Annotated in this window: 19 protein-coding genes; 1 reads left to right on the top strand and 18 read right to left on the bottom strand. The window is 71.6% G+C overall.

What is annotated here, in order from left to right:
* Positions 1-70: 70 nt before the first annotated feature.
* The 15 genes from AB0Q96_RS02840 to AB0Q96_RS02770 all read right to left on the bottom strand — a co-directional run bounded on the left by AB0Q96_RS02840 (position 71) and on the right by AB0Q96_RS02770 (position 18,759).
* On the bottom strand, positions 71-739 hold the full coding sequence (locus AB0Q96_RS02840; protein WP_365321241.1) for a hypothetical protein: 669 nt from the start codon (positions 737-739) through the stop codon (positions 71-73).
* Positions 736-3,057 (bottom strand): DUF6571 family protein, encoded by a 2,322-nt coding sequence (locus tag AB0Q96_RS02835; protein ID WP_365321239.1) that lies wholly within the window; start codon positions 3,055-3,057, stop codon positions 736-738. The genes AB0Q96_RS02840 and AB0Q96_RS02835 overlap by 4 nt, the downstream gene beginning before the upstream one ends.
* A 14-nt stretch (positions 3,058-3,071) precedes the next feature.
* Entirely contained in the window at positions 3,072-3,488 is a 417-nt protein-coding gene (locus AB0Q96_RS02830) for a hypothetical protein (protein ID WP_365321238.1), read from the bottom strand.
* A 399-nt stretch (positions 3,489-3,887) separates the two neighbouring features.
* The gene (mycP, locus tag AB0Q96_RS02825; protein WP_365321236.1) at positions 3,888-5,261 is read right to left on the bottom strand and encodes a type VII secretion-associated serine protease mycosin; all 1,374 of its coding nucleotides are present in this window, start codon (positions 5,259-5,261) and stop codon (positions 3,888-3,890) included.
* A gap of 30 nt (positions 5,262-5,291) precedes the next feature.
* The gene (locus AB0Q96_RS02820) at positions 5,292-6,800 is read right to left on the bottom strand and encodes a hypothetical protein (RefSeq protein ID WP_365321235.1); all 1,509 of its coding nucleotides are present in this window, start codon (positions 6,798-6,800) and stop codon (positions 5,292-5,294) included.
* Positions 6,801-6,881: 81 nt separating this feature from the next.
* A complete protein-coding gene (locus AB0Q96_RS02815; protein WP_365321234.1) occupies positions 6,882-7,415 on the bottom strand; it encodes a hypothetical protein in 534 nt (177 codons plus the stop codon).
* Positions 7,416-7,509: 94 nt separating this feature from the next.
* Complete coding sequence (locus AB0Q96_RS02810; RefSeq protein WP_365321233.1) at positions 7,510-9,804, bottom strand: molybdopterin cofactor-binding domain-containing protein; 2,295 nt, start codon at positions 9,802-9,804, stop codon at positions 7,510-7,512.
* A complete protein-coding gene (locus AB0Q96_RS02805; protein WP_365321232.1) occupies positions 9,801-11,411 on the bottom strand; it encodes a 2Fe-2S iron-sulfur cluster-binding protein in 1,611 nt (536 codons plus the stop codon). The genes AB0Q96_RS02810 and AB0Q96_RS02805 overlap by 4 nt, the downstream gene beginning before the upstream one ends.
* Complete coding sequence (locus AB0Q96_RS02800; protein ID WP_365321231.1) at positions 11,408-12,295, bottom strand: FAD binding domain-containing protein; 888 nt, start codon at positions 12,293-12,295, stop codon at positions 11,408-11,410. Before AB0Q96_RS02800 ends, AB0Q96_RS02805 begins: the two co-directional genes overlap by 4 nt.
* A 232-nt stretch (positions 12,296-12,527) precedes the next feature.
* A complete protein-coding gene (locus AB0Q96_RS02795) occupies positions 12,528-14,471 on the bottom strand; it encodes a beta-N-acetylhexosaminidase (protein ID WP_365321230.1) in 1,944 nt (647 codons plus the stop codon).
* A 10-nt stretch (positions 14,472-14,481) separates the two neighbouring features.
* Positions 14,482-15,366, bottom strand: coding sequence for a carbohydrate ABC transporter permease (locus tag AB0Q96_RS02790; protein ID WP_365321229.1), 885 nt, complete (start codon positions 15,364-15,366; stop codon positions 14,482-14,484).
* Positions 15,363-16,343 carry a sugar ABC transporter permease gene (locus AB0Q96_RS02785; protein ID WP_365321228.1) on the bottom strand — a complete coding sequence of 327 codons (981 nt, stop codon included), beginning with the start codon at positions 16,341-16,343 and terminating at the stop codon, positions 15,363-15,365. Before AB0Q96_RS02785 ends, AB0Q96_RS02790 begins: the two co-directional genes overlap by 4 nt.
* A 16-nt stretch (positions 16,344-16,359) precedes the next feature.
* Complete coding sequence (locus AB0Q96_RS02780) at positions 16,360-17,658, bottom strand: extracellular solute-binding protein (RefSeq protein ID WP_365321227.1); 1,299 nt, start codon at positions 17,656-17,658, stop codon at positions 16,360-16,362.
* Between the two features lie 209 nt (positions 17,659-17,867).
* Entirely contained in the window at positions 17,868-18,158 is a 291-nt protein-coding gene (locus AB0Q96_RS02775; protein ID WP_361179587.1) for a DUF3039 domain-containing protein, read from the bottom strand.
* A 40-nt stretch (positions 18,159-18,198) separates the two neighbouring features.
* The gene (locus AB0Q96_RS02770) at positions 18,199-18,759 is read right to left on the bottom strand and encodes a YqgE/AlgH family protein (RefSeq protein WP_365321226.1); all 561 of its coding nucleotides are present in this window, start codon (positions 18,757-18,759) and stop codon (positions 18,199-18,201) included.
* 274 nt (positions 18,760-19,033) lie between these two features.
* On the opposite strand from AB0Q96_RS02770, the gene murA reads away from it, so the two are divergent.
* Entirely contained in the window at positions 19,034-20,380 is a 1,347-nt protein-coding gene (gene murA, locus AB0Q96_RS02765; protein ID WP_046911450.1) for a UDP-N-acetylglucosamine 1-carboxyvinyltransferase, read from the top strand.
* 144 nt (positions 20,381-20,524) lie between these two features.
* Here murA and AB0Q96_RS02760 read toward each other — a convergent pair whose 3' ends face one another.
* The 3 genes from AB0Q96_RS02760 to AB0Q96_RS02750 form a co-directional block, all read right to left on the bottom strand.
* On the bottom strand, positions 20,525-20,806 hold the full coding sequence (locus AB0Q96_RS02760; RefSeq protein ID WP_017237029.1) for an HU family DNA-binding protein: 282 nt from the start codon (positions 20,804-20,806) through the stop codon (positions 20,525-20,527).
* 312 nt (positions 20,807-21,118) lie between these two features.
* Positions 21,119-22,534: an NAD-dependent malic enzyme gene (locus AB0Q96_RS02755; protein ID WP_365321225.1), complete on the bottom strand. Its 1,416-nt coding sequence runs from the start codon at positions 22,532-22,534 to the stop codon at positions 21,119-21,121.
* A gap of 409 nt (positions 22,535-22,943) precedes the next feature.
* A complete protein-coding gene (locus tag AB0Q96_RS02750; protein ID WP_365321224.1) occupies positions 22,944-25,340 on the bottom strand; it encodes a UvrD-helicase domain-containing protein in 2,397 nt (798 codons plus the stop codon).
* Positions 25,341-25,430: the final 90 nt, after the last annotated feature.

Below are 25,430 nucleotides of genomic sequence, written 5' to 3'. Positions count from 1 at the left end.
TCGTTCCCGCATCGCCCTCGTCGCCATCGTCCCCCTCGTCTCCCGCATCTCCGTCGTCTCCCTCGGTCCGTCACGAGGTCAACGAGTCCGGCACTGTCAACGGGTTCTGGCAACCGAGGAGCGTGCGGGTGTACCGGAGCAGCGCGGAGGCAACGCGTCCTGTCAGGTCGGGATTCCGACTCCCCAGGCCCTCCTCCGCCACAGAGACCTCCAAGGGGAGCTGCCGCTCCTGCCCGGTCGCGGTCCCCGCCAATCGGCAGGGGGCCACGACGGCCAGGCCGCTCTGCTGCTTCAGCGGCTGTGCGTACACACCGTCCACAGCCTTGCGCCAGCCCTTCGCGGAACTCCCGACGGTGACGGAGTCCATGGTGAGCGTCGACCACATGACACGTCCGGTCATCCAGCCTCGGGAATCGGCCCCCGTGACACCCAGCGTGCACAGTTCGGAGCTGTCACGGCGGAGGTCGTCGCTCTCGGCCGTCCAGGCGCGGGCCTGTTCGGTCATACGGTCCTTCAGCCGAGCGGGCGCTCCGCTCTCCGCCTGGGCACCGCCCTCGGTCAGGATCGATTCCACGGCGTCCACATTGACGTCGCCGAACGCCTGTCGGCAGACCTTGAGCTCCGGCGACGTCTCCCGCCCCGCGTTCGCGTCCTCGCCTGTGCAGGCCGTCACGAGGACGAGGGCACAGATCGCGAGAATGCCGCTTCGGCCCCAGGGCGGGCCCGTCATCTTCCTCATGCGACCTTCGGCCTTCCTCCGGCCGCGGTGACACCGGCGTTGTAGGAGTATTCGGCTTCCCTGAACATGTCGCGCTTCTCTTCCATGCTCATTCCGACGGACTCCGCATAGTTGAGCAGCGGGACCACGGCGCTTCTCTTCCCGGCCTGCCGAGTCCCCTCGATGTCCGTCAGCGCCTGGTCGTCGTTGTTGTACTCGTTGTCCTTGAGGTACTGCAGGGTGTCCGTGGCATAGGCGGTGTCGATCGACGTGCCTACGGCCTCCATCACCAGAGGCACCGCGGTGACGACGACCAGACCTGCGGCCGGCCCCAGGACAACCGCCGAACCGACGCCGACGACAGCCGCCACTCCAGAGCTGACACCCGTCTTGCGCCATTCCGCCTGCTGCTCCAGCTCCAGGTTGCGCTGGTCCTCGTCGTCCTTGAAGTCCTGAGCGATCTGGTTGATGCGCGATTCGTCGAGGATCCCGTGCATCTTCGTGGCGTTGTGGGCGAACGCGAGGCCTTCGGCCCTGTCCCCGCCCATTGCCTTCAGCCCACTGGCTTCGAAGACCTGCTGCGCTGCGGACATGCTCTTGTAGGCGCCTTCGTCCCCGGCTACCGCGGTCATGAAGCGCAGGCTCTCGACCTGACCGAAGTCCGTGTGCTCCTTGCCGTCGCTGCTGAACCGGAACAGCTTGTCGCGGTCCGTGTGCTCGCCGCTGCCACCGAATCCGTAGGTGGAGTAGTTGAGGTCATCGATGTAGGCGGCCCCCATGTTGCCGAGGCTGTCCATCAAGGATTCATGACGCTTCCTCAGCTCCGAGTCCGTCCCGTAGTCGTTGATCACTTCCTGCATGACCTTGGCCGAGTCCGCGTCCCTGCGCAGTACCGGGTTGGGGTCGTCCCAGGCGTGACCCGTTGTCGCGGCCTCAAGGGCGTGACCGAGTGCGTCCGGCATGTTCGCGGCCGTCTTCTGCGCCTCGTCGGGGTCGTGGCCGTCGAAATCGGGGAAGAACTCGTAGTCCGCGCTCTGGAAGAAGTCCAGATAGCCGGTGAACTGTTCTCCGTCCTTCTTCGGGTCCAGGTCGACCTTCCCTCCGATCGTTCCGTCCGTGTTGTAGGAGGTGGGGTCGGCCGTGAAGAACTGCTTCGCGGCGTCCGGGCTGTGCCCGAGTGCCTCCAGCATGGACACCATGGGGTCGTAGCCCGATCCGTTCACCCCTGAGGGATTGAACGGATCCTTCAGCCACCCTCCGATGTTCCGGTTTCCCGCGAACGTGTAGGGATCCTTGGCGTGCAGCTGGGTGACGTGTTCGGCGATCGGGACCAGGAATTTCGGGTCGTAGTTTCCGTAACGCATGATGCCGCCGAGCAACTGGTAGCCGAACGCCGGGTTGTTGTCGTACTTGGCCAGCGGAATCCGCTCGGTTCCCAGCTTCCGCATCTCGGCGGACCACTGCTCGGTCCACCGGTCGCCGCCCTGCGTCGCCGTCGCGAGGTTGAGGCCCAGGTTCTTCTGCAGGTTCTGGACGTCTTCGAGACGCTGTTTGTCCACCTTGGAGTAGTCGTAGGTGTCGGTGGAGAGCTGGCCGAAGAACTCGAGCGCGCCTTTGGGCCCCAGCCCGTCGTAGAAGCTCCTGGAGAATTCCCTGGACCTGCTGTTGTCGCCCAGCAGCTCGTTCAGCTGCTCCAGCTCCGCGTGCGAGATACCCCGGCCCTTCCTGGCCAGGTCCACCGCGCGCTGCGCCTCCTCCGCATCCAGGCTGCCGTACTTCGGCGCGCTGAAGTCGTGCTTGTCGGCGGTGATGTCGGCCCGGAGCGCGTTCGCGCAGGAGATGTCGGCGTCGTCGCAGGTTTCCAGGATCGCGTCGATACGCCGCTGCCAGGCGTCGATGGCGGCGTGTTCCTTGCGGACGAGTTCCTGGAAGTCGGGGTCGTGCCGGACGCCCGGGTCCTTGGTCGACGCCAGCGGTTCCCTCGCCTCGACCTTGCCGCCCGAGGTGACCCTGAAGCCCTTGGCCGGCGCCTCCGTCTCGACGATCTTCACAAGGTCGTCCTTGGCCTTCTTGAAGGCCCCGTACCCGTCCAGAAGGATCCTGCGGATCCCGTCCGCCGCCTTCGCCGCGTCGTCGAACTCCTTGGCCGTCTTGTCCACGAACGGCTTCGTGACCTCGGCGTTCACACCGCGCCAGTACTCGTCCTTGGCCTTGGCGGACATCGTCGTACGGGCGTCCTCGGCCAGCTCGTCCAGCTTGCCCTTCATCTCGGACCAGCCGTCCGCCGCCGCCTTCAGCCTGTCCAGCGGCGCGTGGAGGACGTTGTCATAGGTCAGCACGGCTTGCTCCCCGCCTACGTCAGGTACTCGCTGATCCTGGACGCGGCGAGGGCCGCCCTGATGTCCTCCTCTTCCTTGGCGTGCGAGGCCGCGCTGTAGTCGAGGTGGTTCGAGATGTTCGCGCAGGCGTCGAGGAGGGTGCCGAGCTGCGAGGACCAGGTCGCGTGCACCTCCGCCATGGCGGAGCCGGTCCGGAAGCCGTTCGTCTTCAGACCGGTCGCGGCCTCCGTGGTCTGCGTACGGGCATGGTTGCCGTCCTTGACCAGCCGGCCGTGCAGGGCGTACGCGGCACTGCCGATGGCACCCAGCCTGTCCTGGTCCACGCCCAGATCGACGCCGCCGCCCTGCCCGGCGGGCGCCCGGTCGAGCCTCATGCTCACCGGAAGCCCGGCGCTACTCCGGGCCAGGGCCCATTCCTGATCGAACGACATGGTCTCCCCCGTGCCGAAGAGCTTCTGGATGCCGACGTCTGCGCGCGCCCCGAATGAACCGCCCGCCCACCGCCGAACACGAGGCTCAGACAGTAGGCACACCCCACCGCACCGGATCGGCAGCCGAAACCGATCTCCGCCACCCACCGCACTCGCCGTGAGCCACAGCCACACCCCTCACGGCGCCCCGACACGCCCCCGTCCACCACGACCCACACCCCACCCCGGCTCCGAACGCCCCGCGACAAAGGCGCGAATTCGCCCCTCACCCGATGGACTCGCGGCCGCTTCGTGTTGACCACGGCACCCCCGACTGCCGATGCCCACACACCCACGCCCACAGGCACGGCTACGCTACCGATCCCCCATCGCCCCTACACGACTGCAATTCACAGCCTGTCAGCGCTCGAACGGCGGCTGATGCTGCTGATGTTGCGCCTGCGCCTGCGCCTGCGGGTACGCGTCGCCCTGCGGGGCCCCGTACGGCGCGTACGGCGGCGCGGCGGGAGCGGTCGGTGGCATGGGCGGCACGGCGGCGCGACGGCGGGAGCGGAGGGCGGCGGCCGTCACCGCCCCGCCGACCAGGACCGCCGCACCGACGCCGAGCGCGATCCACAGGCCGGTGCTGCCGCCGTCCTCGGAGGCGGCGGCGGTGGGCGGCGGGGTGCTGTCGGCCTGCGACGGGGCGGGAGCGGCGGACGCGGTCGCGGAGGCCGAGGGCTCCTTGGTGGTGTTCGCGGCGGCGAGGTCGGGGAGCGGGTAGACGTCGGCGGGGCCCGGGTCGCCGGGGGTGGTCAGGGCGCGGAGGGGGCGGATCGTGCCGTATCCGAGGTAGTCGGTGCGGTCCTTGCCGCTCTTCGGCTTGCCGGCGGTGTTGAGCATGACGCGCAGGACCTGGTTGTTGGTCCAGTCGGGGTGCTTGGACCAGATCAGGGCGGCGGAGGCGGAGGCGAGGGCGGTGGCACCGCTGGTTCCGCTGCCGGAGCAGAGCTGGGTGCCCTTGGTGCAGGCGTTCACCAGGTTCTCGGCCGGGGCGGCGAGATCGACCTGGGGTCCCGTCTGGGACTCGGTCCACCAGGCGGCCTTCTTGTCGAGACCGCCGACACCGACCACGCCGGGCGTCGCCGCGGGGTACTCGGCTTTGTTGCCCCCACCGGCGCTGTTGCCGACGGCCGCGAAGATCAGCTTGTTCTTGGAGAGCGCGTACCGGACGGCCTGTTCCAGTTCGGGGCCGATGCGGTCCGTGCTGGAGCCGACGGAGATGTTGATGACCTTGGCCTCGGAGTCGGCGGCGAACCGGATGGCCTTCGCCATCCCCGCCGAGAACGAGTCCACGCGGTCCTTCTCGTACAACCGCTCCTGGTTGTAGACCAGCCTGATCGGAAGGATCTTGGCCTTGGGCGCGAGGCCGAAGGACCCTTCGACGCTGCCGCGTGCTCCGGTCGCGGCGATCAGGCTCGCCATGCCGGTGCCGTGGTTGTCGACGTCGTTGTTCTCGTCGCCCGAGAGGCGGGAGTAGTCCTTCCCGGGAAGGACCTGTCCGCGGAGGTCGGCGATGGAGTCGTCGACACCGGAGTCGATGACGGCTACGACGACGCCCGCGCCCTCGCTGACCTTCCAGATCTTGTCCGCGCCCATGGCGTTCAGGTGCCACTGCTGGTCTCGTACGGACTCGGCGTGGGCCGGCGTCGCACCGATGCCCAGCAGTGTCAGGGCCGTCACGGCCGCCGTCAGGGAGCCGGAGCGCATGGCCCGTCCACTGCTGGTTCGCATCTGTTTCTCCGTGCCTTTCTGCCTACGGGATCAGTCGACGACCGGGGGGACGATCGGGCGCTTGCCCTGCTGCCAGGTCTCCTCGTCCTCGACGAGGTAGTCGGGACGCTCGCCGCCGCGCTCCTCGCGACGGTCGTCGCCCGAACGTGCGCCGGCACCGTGCATCCCGGCGCCGCGTCCCCCGACCGGTCCGGCCCCGGAGCCGGCCTGGCCACCGCGTACGAGCCCGGTGCCGCCGGGGGTGAACGGGCGGGAGCCTGCCTGGCCGGTCTTCTGGGCCCGGCCGCCGACCACCCCGCCCTGCTCCATGGCCAGTCGCCGACCGGCCGCGGTACCACCGGCACCGCCACCACCGCCGGCGTGCGGGCTCATGGCGCCACCCGCGCCTCCGCGACCGTACGCCTGCTCGTTGCCGATCACCGTGCTGCGCGGGATGCCCGTCGCGGACCGGCCACCGTTCGTCGGTGTCACCGGCTTCCCGCCGACGATGCCGGTCTCACGCGGCGGACGCGCCGAGGCCGTCCCGCCGGGGCCGAACGGGCCCGGCCGGAAACCGGAACCGCCGCCCTTCACCGTGCCGCCGCCGGTCGGCAGCTGCCCGGGCCCGCCACCGGGGCCGGTGATGAACGGAGGCGGGGTCGTCTGGGTGCCACCGGGGTACGTCGGCATCTCCGGCTTCACGGTGCCGGGGCCAGGCGGCGTGTTGGGGCCGGGCCGGGTGTCGGGGGGAGTCACCACGGAGTCGATCCCCAGGTCGACGGGCACCTCGGGCACCACGTGCGTGGGCGGGGGCGTGGGGCGGACGGTCCCACCGGTCTCGGTCGTCCCGCCGTCCGTGGTGTGCACGACACCACGCTCGGTGGAACCGTCCGTACGCCCGCTGACCTCCCGGTTCCGCGTGGTCCCGGTCGTGGAGGAGGTGCTGGTGCGGGACGAGCGGCCCGGCACCTGGATGTAGCTCTCCGGTGCCCGCCACTTGTCGCCCAGATACCCCGCCGGCGGCGGGAACTCCGGGCGCGTCGCGGCGTTCACCCGCTGCCCGGTGAACGTGTACGTCTGGCCCAGCGAGCGCAGCTTCATCACTGCCTCGATGCGGGCCTTCTCCCGTGCGCTCGACGCCGCGTTCATGTCGTCGGTGGCCGTCTTGACCTCGGTCTTGCCGGCGCCCGGGTCGTGGCGGGCCGCGTTCAGGACGCGCTGGGCGGTCGTGTAGTCCGTCTTCGCCGACTCGCTCGTCTTGGCGAGCTGGTCGACTCCGCTCTTGGCCTGGGCCATGGCCTGGGCCGACTCGGCCAGGCACTCGCCCGCCAGCTGGGTGTACTTGGCGAGGTAGAACGTGGCGCTCGCCGTGGCCGCGGTCCACTCGACGAAGGACTCCGCCGCCATGCCCTTCCAGCTGAGGCCGCCGTTGGCGCGGGCGCGCAGGTACTCGGCGATCTTGGTGATCTCCTCCGCGGCGCCCTTGAGCTTGCCCGAGAGGGCCTCGGCGCGGGCGTGCTGGATGGGAGTCAGCATCGCCAGCAGCTGCTCGTTCGACATGCCTTCCAGCGGCGTCGACTTCGCTTCAGGTGTTTTCGGCCCCTTACCCATGCGACTCTTCCCCCGTTTCCGTCCAGTGGTTCACTGATAGTCGCCCTGCGCGTCTCCGCCGGCCGCGGGCGCGTCGGTCCGCGGAGCGGCACCGCTCACGGTGTGCTGGGCGTTCTTCTTCTCGCCGGTGTCCTGCAGGTCCGTGATCTGCGTGTTGAGCGCCCGCATCCGCCGGCGGATGTCGTCGTCGATGTTCTCGTACCCGCTCTTGGACAGGTCGATCGCGATCTTCATGCTCTCCATCTGGAGCCCCAGCACCTTGGAGAACTTGAGCAGTTCGGCCCGGACGACGTCGAAGCTGGAGAAGAGGAAGCCCGCCTCGTGGAACCCCGGGCCCGCCAGCGCGGCCTCTTCGAGCCAGTCCTCGCCGATCTTGCCCGGGCCGGCGTTCGAGCCCTCGAAGCCCGTGAGCAGCGCGTCCACGCGGTCCTTCAGGTGCGCCAGCTCGTTCACCTCGACGGCCAAGCTGGCGGCCGCCCCGGCCACCGCGCCGACGCCGCCCATCAGGGGCATCAGGGAGAGTGCCGTGTTCACGACTCCCCCGCTGTCCGTCGCCTCCGCCATAGCGCCTCCCCGTTCGACAAGTCAGGAGTTCATGGTAGTCAAGACGACGGACAGCGCGCACCTCCGGGTTGCACACGCAACGCAGCTCACATGGTTACGAATTGGGCACGACGACCGCCGCCTGCGGCCTGATCGGCAGGCGGTTGACGGGGCGTCCGGTGGCTGCGCGGACCGCTGAGGCCACTGCGGCCGGGGAGGTCACGACCGGGACGGCGCTGGCGGGTTTGGCGCCGAAGGGGGCCAGGACGTCGCGTTCCTCGACGAGTTTCACGATGCGAATGTCGGGGGCGTCGAGCGAGGTCGGGAGGGCGTAGCCGGTCAGGTCGGGGTGGCGGACCAGACCGCGGGAGGTGCGGAGGTTCTCGGTGAGGGCCGCGCCGACGCCCTGGGTGATGCCGGCCTCGATGCGGGTGGCCAGCTGCGCCGGGTTGAGGATGCGGCCGACGTCCTGGGCGACGGCCATCTCGACCACCCGGATCGTGCCGATCTCCACGTCGACGTCCACCACCGCGCGGATCGCGCAGAAGGCGAGGCCGACGAAGGCGTCCCCCTGGCCCGACTCGTCGAGGGGTTCGGTGGGGTGGGGGCGGCACTGGGCGGTGGCCCAGAGCTCCTTGCCGTCCAGGGCCTCGGTGACCGTGGTGGACAGCACCCCGTCGTACGAGGTGATCTTGCCGTCGGTGATCTGGAGCAGCTCCGTCGACATGCCGAACTTGTGCGCCAGCGGCTGCAGGAGCTGGGTCCGGACCATCTTCGCCGCGCGCTCCACCGCGCCGCCCGACACCCAGGTGTGGCGGCCGTGGGTCGCCGGGCCCGCCGGGGGCTGGTCGGTGTCCACCGGGGCTACGTGGACCTCGTCGATGCCCAGGGTCTCCTGGACGATCTGGCGGGCCAGGGTCGTGAAGCCGGAGCCCGTGTCCACGGCCGCGCAGATGACCGTGGCCACCCCGCCGTGCACCCGGACCGTGGCCGTCGAGACCTCGTCCGTGCCCTCCGCGCCCAGCATGTGCACCATGCCGAGCGCGTAGCCGACGCCCCGCCGTACCGCGCCGGGCTCCCCCGCGCCGTCCGGGCCGCCGGGCAGCAGCCAGTCCTCCTCCGGGGAGTCCACGGGGAGCGCGGGGAGCGGGAAGTCGCGTACGGCCGAGAGGAGTTCGGCCACCGGGGCCGGGCACGTCACCGTCTGGCCGGTGGGCAGGATGTCGCCCGTGGCCAGCACGTTGCGCATCCGGATCTCCGCGCCGTCGACGCCGACGCGCGCCGCCAGCTTGTCCATCTGCGCCTCGTACGCCGCGCACACCTGCATCGCGCCCTCGCCCCGCACATGCCCCGACGGCGGGTTGTTCGTGCGCACCGCCCAGCCCTCGACGAAGGCGTGCGGCACCACGTACGGCCCGCAGGCGAACGACACGGCCGCCGCCAGCGACTCCGACGACGAGTCCGCGTACGCGCCCGCGTCCAGCAGGATCTGCGCCTCCACCTTCACCAGGCGGCCCTCCGCGTCCGCGTGGTGGCGGTAGCGCAGCAGGGTCGGGTGGCGGTGCGCGTGGCCGAGGAACGACTCCTCGCGGGTCGCCGTCAGCTTCACCGGGCAGCCGGTGCGCAGCGCGAGCAGCCCCAGCGGGATCTGGAAGCCGGGGTCCTCGCGGTCGCCCGTCGCGCCCGGGACGCCCGTCACGACCAGCTTGACCTGGTCCGGCGGCAGCCCGAAGCAGGCCGCCGCCAGGTCACGGTCGGTGTGCGGGTCGGTCGACGCCGTGTACAGCTCCACGCCCCCGTCGGGACGCGGCACGGCCAGCGCCGCCTCGGCCCCGATGGGCGCGGTGTCCTGCCGCCCGATCCGGTACAGGCCCTCGACGACGATGTCGCCGGTCGCCTCCTGGTCGCCGAAGCCGAGCGGGATGTGCCGGATCAGGTTGCCGTCCGGGTGCAGCGGCGGCGCCGCGAACGCCTTCTCCGGGTCCGTGACCGGCTCCAGGACCTCGTACTCGACCGCGATGGCCGCGGCCGCGAGCCGTGCCGTGTCCGGGTGGTCGGCGGCCACCGCGGCGATCGCCTCGCCGTGGTGCCGTACGAGTTCGGCGGCGAACACCGGCCGGTCGGCCACCGTGCGGCCGTACGTGACCGCGCCCGGCACGTCGGCGTGGGTCACCACCGCCCGTACTCCCGGCATCTCGGCAGCGGCCGTCGTGTCGATCGACACGATCCGCGCGTGCGGGTGCGGCGAGCGCAGGATCGCCGCCCACAGCAGACCCTCGGCCCACAGGTCGGAGGCGTACGGGAAGGTGCCCTCGGTCTTCGCCCGCGCGTCGGCCTGCGGGAGCGAGACGCCGATGCCGATGCCGAGCCCGAGGCCCGCCGGCGGCTCCGTGGTCGTTTCGCTGCTCACGCCGTGCCTCCGTCGAACGGGTGGGGAATCTGGTGCGGGATGCGGGCCTCCTCGCCCGTCTCCGCCTCCGCCGCCGCCTCTCGGCCGCTGACGACCTCCTGTACGGCTTCGAGCACGCCGCGGTAGCCGGAGCAGCGGCACAGGTTGCCGCAGAGCGCCTGCCGGGTCTCCAGCTCGTTGGGCGCGTGGTTGCCTTCGAGGAGGTCGTGCACGGTCATCGCCATGCCCGGGATGCAGAAACCGCACTGCACCCCGCACTTCGCGAGCGCCCGCTGCACGTCGGACGGCTCCCCGTCCACGGCCAGGCCCTCGACCGTCCGCACCTCGCACCCGGCCGCCGTCGCCGCCGGCACCAGGCAGGACGCGACCAGACGCCCGTCCACCTGCACGTTGCACGCGCCGCACTCGCCCTGCGAGCAGCCGTCCTTCGCCCCGGCGAGGCCGAGGCGCTCGCGCAGCACGTACAGCAGCGACTCGCCGATCCACGAGTCCGTGACCGGGCGGTCGGCGCCGTTGACGCGCAGCGCGTACGAGGTGGTGGGGTGCTCGTCGCTGTCGGTCGACATGTCGACGGGCGGCAGCGGGTCGGCGGGGAGGGTGGGAGGAAGGGCGGGAGCGTCGGGGGTCTGGGCCTCGGCCTGTGCCTGTGCCTGTGCCTGCGCGTCGGCCTCGGCCTGTGTCCGGGCCGCTTCCGGGGTCTGGTCCGGGAGCTGCTCCTGGGCCGGTTCCGGTGCCTCGTCCGGGGCTTGGTCCCGGACCTCGTCCGCGGCCTGGTCCGGGATCCGCGTCAGGGGCTGATCCGGAGCGTGGTCCGCGGCCCCATCCGGCGCCCGCTCACCTGCCGGCTCCGGTACGGGCTCCGGCTCGACCGGCAGCTCGGCGGCCTGCTCCTGCACCGCCCACGGCGCGGGCGCGCCCCCGGGCAGCGTGGCCGGTGCGCCGGCCGCGTACGGGGCGAGCCGTGCCGCCGTGTACTCGCCCGAGTCGTCCAGGACGTCCGAGCCGTCCTCGATCGTCGGGATCGTCCACGACGCCGTCTGCTCCTGCGGGAAGTCCTGGAAGCCCTGGAGCTCCTGGAAGCCTTGGTGCTCCTGAGACTCCCGATGCTCCAGGCGCTCCTGGTACTCCCGGTGCTCCTGAGACTCCCGATGCTCCAGGCGCTCCTGGTACTCCCGGTGCTCCTGGAACTCCCCGAACTCCCGGAAGTCCTGAGCACCCTGCACACCCTGCGCACCCGGCGGCACCTGCGGGGCGTGACCGCCCTGCGAGCCGTGGGGGAAGTGCGGGGCCTGCGGGAACGGATGCTCCTCCGGTGCGCGCTCCGCCTGCACCTGCCCCTGCGTCTGAGCCTGCGCGTGCCCCTGCGTCTGCACCTGCCCCTGCGCCGGCCACGTCCCCGTGGCCGTCGGGTCCGTCGCCGCCAGGGGTACCAGCGGGGTGATCATCGGCGGTACGTAGCCGTGGCCCGGCGCCTCCAGCGGGACGCCCTCCAGCATGAACTCGGGCGGCAGTTGCACGAAGGCCGTGGCGTCGCCGTCGTACCCCTCGCTCTGCGGGATCGGCTGCCAGCCGCCCGTACCGCGGTTCTCCGGTGTCTCGTCGCTCATGACAGCGCCCTCCCCAGTGCCCGTCGGGCCAGCGCGGCGACCGTGCGCCGCAGATGCAGTACGGCCGGGGGCAACTGTTCGTCGCCCTGCGGGTCCGGGATGCAGGCGGCGGCCACGTAGTCGCCGAACGCCGCCAGCGCCTCCGGGGCCAGGCCCCGCTCCCCGTCCCAGTCCACCAGCGAGGCGATCCACTGCTCCGCCTCCAGCGGGCGCAGCGGCATCGGCGCGACGGCGCCGACCGCGCAGCGCACCCCGCGGCGCGCCGGGTCGAGGACGACGGCGACGGAGGCGTTGGCGCGGGCCGGGCCGGTGCGGCCGGTGGCCTTCAGGAAGACCTGGGGGGCGTGCAGCAGCGGTACGCGCACGAAGGCGACCAGCTCGCCGGGGGCCAGCAGGTCCCGGCCGGCCAGCAGGTGGCTGACGGGCAGCTCGCGGCTGCCGAGCGGGCCGACGACGACCAGCTCGGCCTCCAGGGCGGCCAGCACCGGCAGCGAGTCGCCGGTGGGCGCCGCGGTCACGATGTTGCCGCCGAGCGTGCCGGCGTTGCGGATCTGGGGCGGGCCCGCGACGCGCGAGGCGGCGGCCAGGGCGGGGATGAGGGCCGCGAAGTCGGGGCGGCCCATCCGGGCGTGGGTGAGACCGGCGCCCAGCAGCGCGTGGCCGTCCTGGTACTGCCAGCCGCGGATCTCGTTGATCCGGCTGAGGCCGACCAGGCCGGCGGGGCGCAGCTGGCCGCGGTTGACGGCGGCCATCAGATCGGTGCCGCCGGCCACGGGGACGGCGGCCGGCATGGCGGTGAGCGCCGCCACGGCCTCGTCCAGCGAGACGGGCAGCGTCACGGACCGCGCCGCCCGTGATGCCGTCTGTGGTGCGTGCGTGGTCAACCCGCTGCCCCTTCCCGGTGTCCCGGTGATCCCCGACCGTCCCCGGCTGTCACGCCTGTGTGGCCGTACCGTACGTGCTCACAGCCTGGACGTGGCAACTCTGGCACATCTTCCGAGCCGTACGTCGCGAGGGTCCGCGAAGGACGGTTCCGTCCAGGACGTGCGGGGATCTTCCCGAGCGACGGTAACTTCCCTTTTGCCGCTCTTGGGTGACGTCGGGGCGATAGGTGCCTCACACGTTCGGGGGTGCCCCCTCGATGGGGCGGCCCTGGATGCCGGGGCGGCGCTGCCAGGGGTGCGGTCCGGCGGGCGGGCGGTAGTCCACGCCGAGGGCGTCGAGGCGCCGGTAGTGGACGTCCATCCGGCGCTCGAAGTCGGCGTGATCGCGTGCCTCGGGGGCGGGCAGGCGGGACCAGGCGACCTCGGCGAAGGCGGCGAGCCGGGGGTAGGTCTGGTAGTCGACGCGGGCCCGGTTCTCCATCACCTCGGTCCACACGTTGGCCTGGGTTCCCAGGATGTGGGCGGCGGCCTCGGGCGCGAGACCCGGCGGGACGGGCTCGAAGCGGTAGACGTCCGCCAGGGTCCGTACGTATCCGATGGGCATCGGCTCCTCCTCGCCTGGCGCCTGACGGTGGTCCAGGTACACCTGCTGCTCGGGGCACATCACCACGTCGTGGCCGGCCTCGGCGGCGGTGATCCCGCCCGCGTAGCCGCGCCAGGACGAGACGGCCGCGCCGGGCGCGAGGCCGCCCTCCAGGATCTCGTCCCAGCCGATGAGGCGGCGGCCGCGGTCCGCGAGCCAGCGGTCGAAGTGGCGGACGAACCAGGACTGGAGGCCGTCCTCGTCGCCGACGCCGAGCTCCTCGATGCGGGCCTGCGCGGTGGCCGATGCCTTCCACTGGTCCTTGGGGCACTCGTCGCCGCCGATGTGCACGAACGGGGAGACCTCGGCCGGGAAGAGGTCGAGCACCTCCTCGAAGACGCCCTCGTAGAAGCGCAGGACCTTGTCAGTGGGGGCGAGTACGTTCGGAGTGACCCCCCAGGTGTCCCAGACGGAGAGGGTGGTGGTGTCGATGACGTCGGTGTTGCCCAGTTCCGGGTACGCGGCGATGGCGGCCTGCGAGTGGCCGGGGACGTCGATCTCGGGGACGACCGAGATATGCCGGGCGGCGGCGTAGGCGACGATCTCGCGGAGGTCGTCCTGGGTGTAGAAGCCGCCGTGCGGGGTGTCGTTCCACAGCGGTGACGCCCGGTGCCCCCACTTGCTGCGCGCCCGCCAGGAGCCGGTCTCGGTGAGGCGCGGGTGCCGCTTGATCTCGATGCGCCAGCCCTGGTCGTCGGTGAGGTGGAGGTGGAGGACGTTCAGCTTGTGGGCGGCCATCAGGTCGAGCTGCCGCAGCACGTCGTCCTTGGGCATGAAGTGGCGGGCGACGTCGAGCATCAGGCCGCGCCAGGCGAAGCGCGGGCCGTCGGCGATGTCGGTGCCGGGCACCGTCCAGCGGCGGGCGCGGTCCAGGGGCGCCCGGCGGTGCGCGTCGGGGCCGAGGAGCTGGCGGAGCGTCTGGAGCCCCCAGAAGACCCCGGCGGCCGACCCGCCGCGCACGGAGACGCCGTCCGCGTCCACCGACAGGCGGTAGCCCTCGGGGCCCAGGTCGCCGACGGCGTCGGGGTCGATCCGGAGGCGGACGACCCCGCCGTCGCCGGGCGCGCCCGGCGCGGAGGGTGCGCCCGGCGCGGGGGGTGCGCCCGGCGCGGGGGGTGCGCCCGGCGCGGGGGGCGCCGCCGGCGTGCCCGGCGTGCCCGGCGTGCCCGGCGTGCCCGGCGCGAGGTCCAGGCCGGTCGCCGCGCCGACCGTGGCGCGCAGCCACCGGGCGGCGCCCTCGGTGCCGGGTCCGGCGTCGACGACGGTCGCCGGGCCCAGGACGAAGCCGCCGTCGGCACCGGCGCCCGTGAGGCCCAGCACCGTCACCGGCGCGGGAACGAGCTCGTGGCCGCGCGCGTGGACGGGTCCGCGACCGTGCCCGAGCCCTTCGTGCACCAGGCCCCCGCCCGTCAGGCCCTCGCGCACCAGGCCCTCGTCCACCACGCCCCCGTCCGTCGGCCCCCCGTCCGTCAGCCCCTCGTCCGTCAGGTTCTCGTCGGTCATGTTCTCTTCCGCCGGGTTCTCGTCGGTCATCTGGTGGTCCCTAGTCCTTCACCGCCCCGCCCAGTCCCGAGACCAGGCGGCGCTGTACGAGTACGAAGAAGACGAGCACCGGGAGGGTCATCACGGTCGACCCGGCCATGATCCCTCCCCAGTCGTTCTCGTCGGGCTTGAAGAAGACGAGCAGCGCCATCGGGAGGGTCGACTGCGAGGTGTCGCTGATCAGGAAGGACTTGGCGAAGAGGAAGTCGTTCCAGGTCGAGATGAACGAGAAGACGCTGGTGGCGACGAGCCCGGGGAAGACCAGCGGGAAGAGGATCTGCCACAGGAAGCGGGTGCGGCTCGCGCCGTCGATCATCGCCTGCTCCTCCAGCGCCTCCGGCACCGCCTTGACGAAGCCGCGGAGCATCCAGATCGCGAACGGCAGCGAGAAGGCGATGTGCGGCAGGATCAGCGAGCCCAGGGTGTTGAGCTGCCCGAAGTCCCGCATGAGGAAGAACAGCGGGATCGTCAGCGCCTCGATCGGGACCATCTGCGCGACCAGGAACATGATCAGCAGGGTGGTGCGGAAGCGGAACCGGAACCGGGTGACGGCGGTGGCCGCGAGGAAGGCGATGACGGCGGAGGCGAGCACGACCGTGCCCGCGACGATCAGCGAGTTGAGGAAGTAGCGCCCGAACTCCTGCTGTTCGAAGACGCGCCGGAAGGAGTCCAGGGACGGGGAGAGCGTCCACGGCCGGGGTGCGGTGGACTGGACCTCGCCGGCCGGCTTGAAGGCCGACAGGACCATCCAGTACAGCGGGAAGGCCACGGCGGCGGCGACCAGCAGGGCCGCGGCCTCGGCGGCGAGCCGCCCGGGGCGGCGGACGCGGAGACCGGCACGGAAACGGATACGGAACCCGGAGGTGCGGAGTCCGGCGGAGCTCACAGTTCTTCCCCCTGTCGGCGCAGCAGGCGCAGGTAGACCAGCGTCACGGTCAGCAGGATGAGCAGCATGACCACGCCGATGGCGGAGCCCAGGCTGTACTGGGAGGACGCGAAGGCCTTCTGGTAGGCGTACACGTTGAGGACGAGGTTCTGTCCGGCGATGCCGCCGCCGCCCGTCATCACGTAGATCTGGGTGAAGACCTTGAAGTCCCAGATGATCGACTGGATCGTGACGACGACCAGGATGGGCCGCAGCATGGGTGCCGTGACGGAGCGCCAGATGCGCCACTGCGAGGCGCCGTCGAGGGCGGCGGCCTCCAGGACCTCGGACGGGATGGCCTTGATGCCGGCGTAGACGGTGACCATCACGAAGGGGAACGAGCACCAGACGACCTCGAAGAGGACCAGGGCGAAGGCGCTGTACCGGCCGTAGGTCCAGGAGAGGTCGCCGAGCCCGAGGACCCGGTTGACCGGCCCGTAGTCCGGGTCGAAGAGGAAGACCCAGACGGTGGAGCCGGTGACGGCGGGGGTGGCCCAGGCGCCGAGCGCGGCCAGCATCAGGGCGAGCCGGGGCAGGGCGCGGATCCGGGTGAGCAGGACGGCGAGGGCGCAGCCGACGGCGAGGGTGGCGACGACGCAGGCGGCGGCGAAGAGGACGGTGGCGAGGAGGACCTGCCGGAACTGGGGGTCGGAGAAGAGCGTGGCGTAGTTGCCGAGGCCCTGGAAGGTGGTCGGCTGTCCCCCGCTGACCTGGGCCTGGGTGTACTCCAGGAAGGAGATCAGGCCGAGCTGGTAGATCGGGTAGAGCAGCAGGCCGCCGAGGACGACGAGGGCGGGGAGCAGGTAGAGCCAGGGGGTCCAGGCGGAGCCGCCGTGGCGGCGGGGGGTCCGCCGGGGCGGGCGGGGGGCGCGGGGTCCGGGAAGCCGCGCGCCGGCGGGTGCGGGCGCGGCTTTCTCGGTGCGGGGTGCCGTGGTCATGGTTCGGGTCCCGGCCTCAGCCCGCCGCCGCGAAGGCCGCGTCCATCTTCTTCGCGGCGTCGTCAGAGGCCGCGGGGACGTCCTTCCGGCCGCTGACGACCTCCTGGAACATCGTGGGGAGGACGAGCGAGGCGTCGATCTGGCCCCAGCCGGCCGAGGCGGGGACGAACTTGGCGCCGGCGCCGAGGGCGTCGATGAAGGGCTTCACGAAGGGTTCGCGGGCCGCGGCCTGCTGCCGGACGTCGGTGTAGGTGGGGAGGAAGCCCATGGCGTCGAAGAGGCGGCCCTGGGTCTCCTTGCCGGTGAGCGACTTCATGAGGTCGACGGCGAGGGTGCGGTGGGAGGTGCTCTTGAGGACGCCGATGTTGTTGCCGCCGGCGAAGGCGGGGGCGAGGGAGCCGGGGGTGGTGCCGGGCAGCGGCACGACGGCGTACTTGCCCTTGACGGTGCCGGCCTCGACGGCGGCGTGGCTGAAGTCGCCGCCGATGGCCATGGCGGCCTTGCCGGAGGCGAAGGCGGTGACGGTGGCGTTGCCGCCCATCTGGGCGCACTTGGCGGCGGGGCAGTTGTCGTCGCCGAAGAGCGAGGCGTAGGAGGCGATGCCCTTGCGGGCGGCCTCGCTGTTGACGGCGGCCTTGTACGGGTCGCCCGAGGTGCCGGTGCCGGTGGCGAGTTCGCCGCCGTTGGCCCAGATGAAGGGCATGGCGCCGTAGGTGTAGGCGCCGCCGACGGCCATGCCGTAGAGCTCGGGCCTGGCCTTGCGGATCTTCTTGGCGGTGCTGATGAGTTCGGCCTGGGTCTTGGGGGCGCTCAGGCCGAGTCCGGCGAGGACGTCGGTCCGGTAGTAGAGCGCGCGGACGCCGACGAAGAGCGGGGCGCCGTAGACCTTGCCGCCGACGGTGACGGAGGACCGGGCGGTGGGGTCGGTGTCCTTGGCCTCGTCCCAGGCGCCGAACTCGGCGGTGATGTCGGCGAGTCCGCCGTCCTTGACGTAGCCGGCGGTGTCGGTGTTGCCGTACTCGATGAGGTCGGGTGCGGACTTCGGGTCGTTGAAGGCGGCCTTGACGCGCTGGGCGCGGCTCTCGACGGGGATGTACTCGACCTCGACCCTGGCGCCCTTGTGGCGCTTCTCGAAGGCGGCGACGGCCTGGTCGACGACCTGTTCCTTGGGCTTGTTGGCGACTTCCTGGAAGAGCCAGACGCGCAGGGTGCCGCTCTTGTCGTCGGTGCCTGCCGCGCCGCCCGAGGTCTGCGGGGCACAGGCGGCCAGGGCCAGGAGAGCGATGGGTACGGCGATTCGGGCAGGAGTCTTCACGGCGGTCCCCTCCACACAGTCGTTGCACTATATGCAACGGGCGTTTCGCACTGCACAACAGCCGTGAGGTTATGGGCGGACCAACGCCGCGACAAGAGGTCTCCACCACTCTGTGACCGGCCGAAGCACCCTGTGCAACGCGAACGGCCCCCGGCGCGCGCACCGAAGTGCGCGCGCCGGGGGCCGTTCCCGACTGCCGGCGGTCCGGACTACTTGTCCTTGCCGCCCTTGTCCTTGTCCTTGTCCCCGCCGGAGCCCATGGACTCGTAGATCTCCTTGCACATCGGGCAGACCGGGTACTTCTTGGGGTCGCGCCCCGGTACCCAGACCTTGCCGCACAGTGCCACCACGGGAGTGCCGTCGAGGGCACTCGCCATGATCTTGTCCTTCTGGACGTAGTGCGCGTAGCGCTCGTGGTCGCCGTCACCGTGGGACACCTGCGGCGTCGGCTCCACGAGGGTTCCCGTACCTGCCCCGCGCTCGGGCTCGAGAGTGCTCATGGGACCCAAGGGTACTGAAAGTCCGGCGGCGGATCGTCCCTCAGTTCAGCGACGGATCGTCCGGATACGTGGCCACCATCGCGAGCTCGCCGCGCTGGCGGCGCAGGACCTGCCGCCAGAGGCTCTCGGGGTGCGGCGAGGAGACGTCGCCGGGTTCGGACTCCACCACGTACCAGGCGCCGTCGCCGAGCTCGGACTCCAGCTGGCCGGGGCCCCAGCCCGCGTAACCGGCGAAGATCCGCAGGGCGCCGATGGCCGGGCCGAGCAGCTCGGGCGGGGTCTCCAGGTCGACCAGGCCGATCGCCCCGAACACCCGCCGCCAGCCGAGCGGGCCCTCGTCGCCGGGGATGACCGCGATGCCGAGGGCCGCGTCGAGGGAGACCGGGCCGCCCTGGAAGACGACGCCCGGCTCACCGGCCAGTTCGGCCCAGGGCGCGAGGATGTCGCCGACCGTTATCGGGGTCGGCCGGTTGAGAACCACGCCGAGGGAACCCTCGTCGTCGTGGTCGAGCAACAGGACGACCGCGCGGTCGAAGTTGGGATCCGCCAGCGCGGGGGTGGCCACGAGCAGCCGTCCTGTGAGCGAGGACACCTCGGTCATGCGACACATGATCTCGCATCTTCGGCGTTCCGGGGGGTTGTCCGGGGGGATCCGGGGCAGGCGGGCGGCACCGCAGGTCAGCGGGGCGCGTGGGAGGCCCGGCCGGTCCGGCGCCGGGCCAAGCGGACGGTGACGCTCCGCAAGATCACGGGGACGGAGGGTGTTGTGCCGAATTCATTACGTTCGTGGGGCCCCCTCAGCCACACACCTGGGGTCCCATGGCCCCTTACCCTTTTCTCTGGCCACCCGACCGACGACCCGGAACGCGAGATTCATGACCGGCACAGACAGCCATGACGTACTGCTTGTCCATGGTGGCACCCCGCTGGAGGGCGAGATCCGCGTCCGCGGCGCGAAGAACCTCGTGCCCAAGGCGATGGTCGCCGCCCTGCTCGGCAGTGAGCCGAGCCGACTGCGCAACGTGCCCGACATCCGAGACGTCCGCGTGGTCCGCGGACTGCTCCAGCTGCACGGTGTGACGGTCCGCCCCGGCGAGGAGCCGGGTGAGCTGATCATGGACCCGACGCACGTGGAGTCGGCCAACGTGGCCGACATCGACGCGCACGCCGGCTCCTCGCGGATCCCGATCCTCTTCTGCGGCCCGCTGCTGCACCGCCTCGGCCACGCCTTCATCCCGGGCCTGGGCGGCTGCGACATCGGCGGCCGGCCGATCGACTTCCACTTCGACGTGCTCCGCAAGTTCGGCGCGACCATCGAGAAGCGGGCGGACGGCCAGTACCTGGAGGCCCCGCAGCGGCTGCGCGGCACCAAGATCGCCCTGCCCTACCCCTCGGTCGGCGCGACCGAGCAGGTGCTGCTGACCGCGGTCCTCGCGGAGGGCGTCACCGAGCTGTCCAACGCGGCCGTGGAGCCGGAGATCGAGGACCTCATCTGCGTACTGCAGAAGATGGGCGCGATCATCGCCATGGACACCGACCGGACCATCCGGATCACCGGTGTGGACAAGCTGGGCGGCTACAACCACCACGCCCTCTCGGACCGCCTGGAGGCGGCTTCCTGGGCGTCGGCGGCGCTGGCCACCGAGGGCGACATCTACGTGCGCGGCGCGCAGCAGCGCTCGATGATGACCTTCCTCAACACGTACCGGAAGGTCGGCGGCGCCTTCGAGATCGACGACGAGGGCATCCGCTTCTGGCACCCGGGCGGCTCGCTCAACGCGATCGCCCTGGAGACCGACGTCCACCCCGGCTTCCAGACCGACTGGCAGCAGCCGCTGGTCGTCGCCCTGACGCAGGCCTCGGGCCTGTCCATCGTGCACGAGACGGTGTACGAGTCGCGGCTCGGCTTCACCTCGGCGCTGAACCAGATGGGCGCGCACATCCAGCTGTACCGCGAGTGCCTGGGCGGCTCGGACTGCCGCTTCGGCCAGCGCAACTTCCTGCACTCGGCGGTCGTCAGCGGCCCCACCAAGCTCCAGGGCGCCGACCTGGTCATCCCCGACCTGCGCGGCGGCTTCTCGTACCTGATCGCGGCGCTCGCCGCCCAGGGCACCTCGCGGGTGCACGGCATCGAGCTGATCAACCGCGGCTACGAGAACTTCATGGAGAAGCTGGTCGAGCTCGGCGCCAAGGTCGAGCTCCCGGGCAGCGCGCTCGTCTAGACCGTCGCGGGCGCCCGTAAGCGCCTGCAACGCCTTCTGAAGGGCAAACGAGAGGGCGGCCACCCCCTGACAGGGTGGCCGCCCTTTTCGCTGCCTCAGGCCGCTTCAGCGGCCTGGGACCAAGCTGCCCGGAGGCCGCTTGCCTTACTTGCCCTTGGCGGCTTCCTTGAGCTTCGAGCCCGCGGAGACCTTCACGCTGTAGCCGGCCGGGATGTTGATCGGGTCGCCGGTCTGCGGGTTACGAGCGGTGCGAGCGGCACGGTGGGTGCGCTCGAAGGTCAGGAAGCCGGGGATGGTGACCTTCTCGTCACCCTTGGCGACGACCTCGCCGACGGTCTCGGCGAGCGCGGCCAGAACGGCGTCGGCGTCCTTGCGGGTCACCTCGGCACGGTCGGCCAGGGCGGCCACCAGCTCACTGCGGTTCATGTTGTTACTCCCGTGTCTTTCTTGCCTGTGAGGCGTGAGATCGAAGCCGATGCTGCCAGGGCCCTCGGACAGTCCCCGGACCCGGGTCTGCTGACAGACCCTCGCGCCCAAACACGCATCCTGCCCCCACCAGCGGCGGGAACGCCAATCCGGCACCCCTCCGGCACCCTCATGGGTCACACGAAAAACGCCGGAGTTCCCTGGTGGTGACGTAGCGTCGACTCCGCGCGGACCGTGCGGAGCCGAACTACCACCCTAAAGGCGGGTTTGGGAAGCGGCGACCGCGACACGCAGCCGCCGCTCCGGAGGGGCTCAGGCGCCCGCACCGGCCGCCTTCGCCGCGTTGCGCACCGCTCCGGCCACCGCGCCGGCGACCTTGTCGTTGAAGACCGACGGGATGATGTAGTTCGGGTTCAGCTCGTCCTCGGTGACGACGTCCGCGAGGGCGCTGGCGGCGGCCAGCATCATCTCCGTGTTGACCGTCCGGGACTGGGCGTCCAGGAGGCCGCGGAAGACGCCGGGGAAGACCAGCACGTTGTTGATCTGGTTGGGGAAGTCCGAGCGGCCGGTGGCCACGACGGCGGCCGTCTGACGGGCGATCGCCGGGTCCACCTCGGGGTCCGGGTTCGCGAGCGCGAACACGATCGCGCCCTCCGCCATGGCGGCCACGTCGGCCGCGCCGAGGACGTTGGGGGCCGAGACGCCGATGAAGACGTCCGCGCCGACCACGGCCTCCTTGAGGGTGCCGGTGACGCCCTCCGGGTTGGTGTTGTCGGCGATCCAGCGCAGCGGCGAGTCCGGCTCGGCGTCCACCAGGTCCTCGCGGCCCGCGTGCACGACGCCGTGGATGTCGGCGACGACCGCGTGCTTCACGCCGGCGGCGATGAGCAGCTTCAGGATGGCCGTACCGGCCGCGCCCGCACCGGACATGACGACCCGTACGTCGCCGATGCCCTTGCCGACCACGCGCAGGGCGTTGGTCAGCGAGGCGAGCACGACGATCGCGGTGCCGTGCTGGTCGTCGTGGAAGACCGGGATGTCCAGGGCCTCGCGCAGCCGGGCCTCGATCTCGAAGCAGCGCGGCGCCGAGATGTCCTCCAGGTTGATGCCCGCGAAGCCGGGGGCGATGGCCTTGACGACCTCCACGATCGCGTCCGGGTCCTGGGTGTCCAGGCAGATCGGCCACGCGTCGATGCCGGCGAAGCGCTTGAAGAGGGCCGCCTTGCCCTCCATCACGGGCAGGGCGGCCATGGGGCCGATGTTGCCGAGGCCGAGGACCGCGGAGCCGTCCGTCACGACTGCGACGGAGTTGCGCTTGATGGTGAGGCGGCGGGCGTCCTCGGGGTTCTCGGCGATCGCCATGCACACGCGGGCGACGCCCGGGGTGTAGATCATCGAGAGGTCGTCACGGTTGCGGATGGGGTGCTTGGACGCCATCTCGATCTTGCCGCCGAGGTGCATCAGGAACGTACGGTCGGAGACCTTGCCGAGCACGACGCCCTCGATGCCGCGCAGCTGCTGGACGATCTCGTCGGCGTGCGCGGTGGAGGTGGCGGCGATGGTGACGTCGATCCGCAGCTTCTCGTGGCCGGAGGCGGTCACGTCGAGGCCGGTGACCGAACCGCCGTGGGTCTCGACGGCGGTGGTGAGCTGGGAGACCGCGGTGCCGCTCGCGGGCACCTCGAGCCGGACCGTCATCGAGTACGAGACGCTGGGCGCCGTTGCCATGTCCGTTTTCCTCTGCTTTCACTGACTTCGTTGCTACGCCGCACCGGCTGGTTCGCCCGGCGACGCCCTCCGATCGTCGCACCTACCTGCGGGTAGCAGGTAATACGGTCGTTTCGTTTTCGGAAAGTAGTTTCCACCATACGAGAGACGCGCCGGAAACAGAAGAGACCCGGGGAAACGGAAGAGGCCCCCGTCGCCCGAAGGCGACGAGGACCTCTCCCACGTGAGCGACACCGGCCCGCCATGCTCGCCTCGCGGCAAGTGGTCCCTCTGAGGGACGAAGGTTGGGCCCGGGGGCTTGGATCGAGCCGGTGTCACGACCAGGCTAACAAACCGCCCTGGCAAGTGATTCCTGCGGCACGAGTTGACCGGAAATGAGCCCCCGGGCGGCCCTGCGTGCCGCCCGGCCTCAGTCCCGCAGCAGGTCCGGCACCCCGTCCCCGTCCGGCAGGTCACGGTCGCCCGAGACCACCGTGAGCGCCTGCGTGGAGCGGGTGAGCGCCACGTAGAGCACCCGCAGGCCGGCCGGCGACTCGTCCGCGATCTCCGCGGGCGAGACCACCACCGTGGCGTCGTACTCCAGGCCCTTCGCCTCCAGGGAGCCGAGCGCCACCACCCGGTCACCCAGCCCGGCGAGCCAGCGCGCGGCCTCCGCGCGCCGGTTCATCGCGACGACCACGCCGACCGTTCCGTCCACCTGTGCGAGGAGCCGTTCGGCCTCCGACCGTACGGTTTCGGCCAAGGCGCCCTTCTCGGGCTTCTCCGCGCCCCCGACCGCCACGAAGCGGGGCTCGATGCCCGTGGAGCGCACCGCGCGGGGGGACTCCTTGCCGGGCATGGCGAGCGCGAGCACCTTCGCCGCGAGCTCGGCGATCTCCGCCGGGTTGCGGTAGTTCACGGTGAGCTCGAAGCGGCGCCGCGGCCGGGTGCCGAGGGCCTCGTCGCGGGCCGCGGCGGCCTCGTCCGGGTCGGACCAGGAGGACTGGGCCGGGTCGCCGACGACCGTCCAGGTGGCGTGCCGGCCGCGGCGGCCGACCATCCGCCACTGCATGGGCGTGAGGTCCTGCGCCTCGTCGACGATGACGTGCGCGTACTCGGTGCGCTCGGCCGCCAGGCGCTCGGCCCGCTCCCGCTGGGTCTCCTCCCGTACGGGCATCAGCTCCTCCAGACCGGTGAGCTGGTCCAGCGGGTCGTACTCCCGCTTCCTGCGCGGCCGGGCCGGTGCCCCGAGGAGCGTGGACAGCTCGTCGAGCAGGGCCACGTCGTGCACCGAGAGCCCCGGGCGGCGCAGCGAGCGGGCGAGGCGGCGCACCTCGCCCGGGTTGAGCACCCGGCGGGCCCAGCGGCCGAGCCGCCGCTCGTCGCCCATGGCGTCGAGGACGCCGCGCGGGGTGAGCTCGGGCCACCAGGCGTCGAGGAAGCCGAGGAAGGAGTCCTCCGTCGACACGTCCTCGTCGAAGGAGGAGCGCAGCTCGGCGGCGAGCTCGGGGTCGCTGTGCCGGCCGACCGCGCCGGACCTGGCGTACAGGGCGTCGAGCAGCAGCCGGCGGGCGCGGGGGCGCAGCAGGTTGACGGGGGCGGTGCCGCCGAGGACGTTGTGGCGGATGCGCTTGAGGTCCTCGGGGCCGAGCTCCAGGCGCCGGCCGAAGGCGACGACCCGCAGCAGGGTGGGCGTACCGGTCGCGGCGCCGCTGCCGGGGCCGCCGTCGTTCTCGTTCCCGTCGTGCTCGTCGTCGTCCGGGTCGCCGAGGGCGAGCTGCGCCCTGGGCGGCGGGTTCTCCAGGGCGCCGCGCGCGGCCTTGCGCAGCACGGCGAGCATCCGGGAGGAGCCCTTGATCCGGGCGACGGAGGGCTCGTCGTAGGCGTCGGCCTCGACGCCGTCGACCAGGCTGCCGAGGGCGCGGATGGCGACCTGCCCCTCCTCGCCCAGCGAGGGCAGCACGCCCTCGGTGTACGAGACGAGCAGCGGGGTCGGCGAGACGATGAGGATGCCGCCCGAGTAGCGGCGCCGGTCCTGGTAGAGCAGGTAGGCGGCGCGGTGCAGGGCGACGGCGGTCTTGCCGGTGCCGGGGCCGCCCTCGACGTACGTGACGGAGGCGGCGGGGGCGCGGATGACCAGGTCCTGCTCGGCCTGGATGGAGGCGACGATGTCCCGCATGGTGTGGCTGCGGGCCTGCCCGAGGGCGGCCATGAGCGCGCCGTCGCCGATGACGGGCAGCTCGTGCCCGTCGAGGGTGGCGGTGAGCTCGGGGCGCATGAGGTCGTCCTCGACGCCGAGGACCTGGCGGCCCTTGGAGCGGATGACCCGGCGGCGCACCACCCGGCCGGGGTCCACCGGGGTCGAGCGGTAGAACGGGGCGGCTGCGGGTGCCCGCCAGTCGATGACGAGCGGCGAGTAGTCGGCGTCGAGGACGCCGATCCGGCCGATGTGGAGGGTCTCGCCGATCTCGGCGACCTGCCGGCCGTCCTCGGTCCGCACGGCGTCCTCCGCGGGTTCGACGGAGGTGTAGGCGCCGTCGGGCCCCTTCTTCCCGTCCTTGCCGAAGAGGAGATCGATCCGGCCGAAGAGGAAGTCCTCGAACTCGTTGTTGAGCCGGTTGAGGTGGATGCCGGCCCGGAACACCTGTGCGTCACGTTCGGCGAGCGCGCCGGGCGTTCCGACCTGACCCCGCTGTGCGGCGTCGTTCATCAGGAACTCGGCTTCGTGGATCTTCTCCTCGAGGCGGCGGTAGACCTGATCCAGATGTTCCTGTTCGACACCGATCTCACGGTCTCCGACCGTGTCGACGGCTTCCTGCGCGGCCACAGGGGCCCCCTTCTGACGTGCACTGGGCAGCCGTCGAGCGTACGCCACCAGGGGGCCATGTGTCAGGCCGGACGTCCCGGGTTCCCGGCC

Origin of the sequence: Streptomyces sp. NPDC093111 (genome assembly GCF_040683955.1) — a bacterium.
Lineage (GTDB): Bacteria > Actinomycetota > Actinomycetes > Streptomycetales > Streptomycetaceae > Streptomyces.
This window is presented reverse-complemented; position numbering and strand designations above follow the sequence as displayed.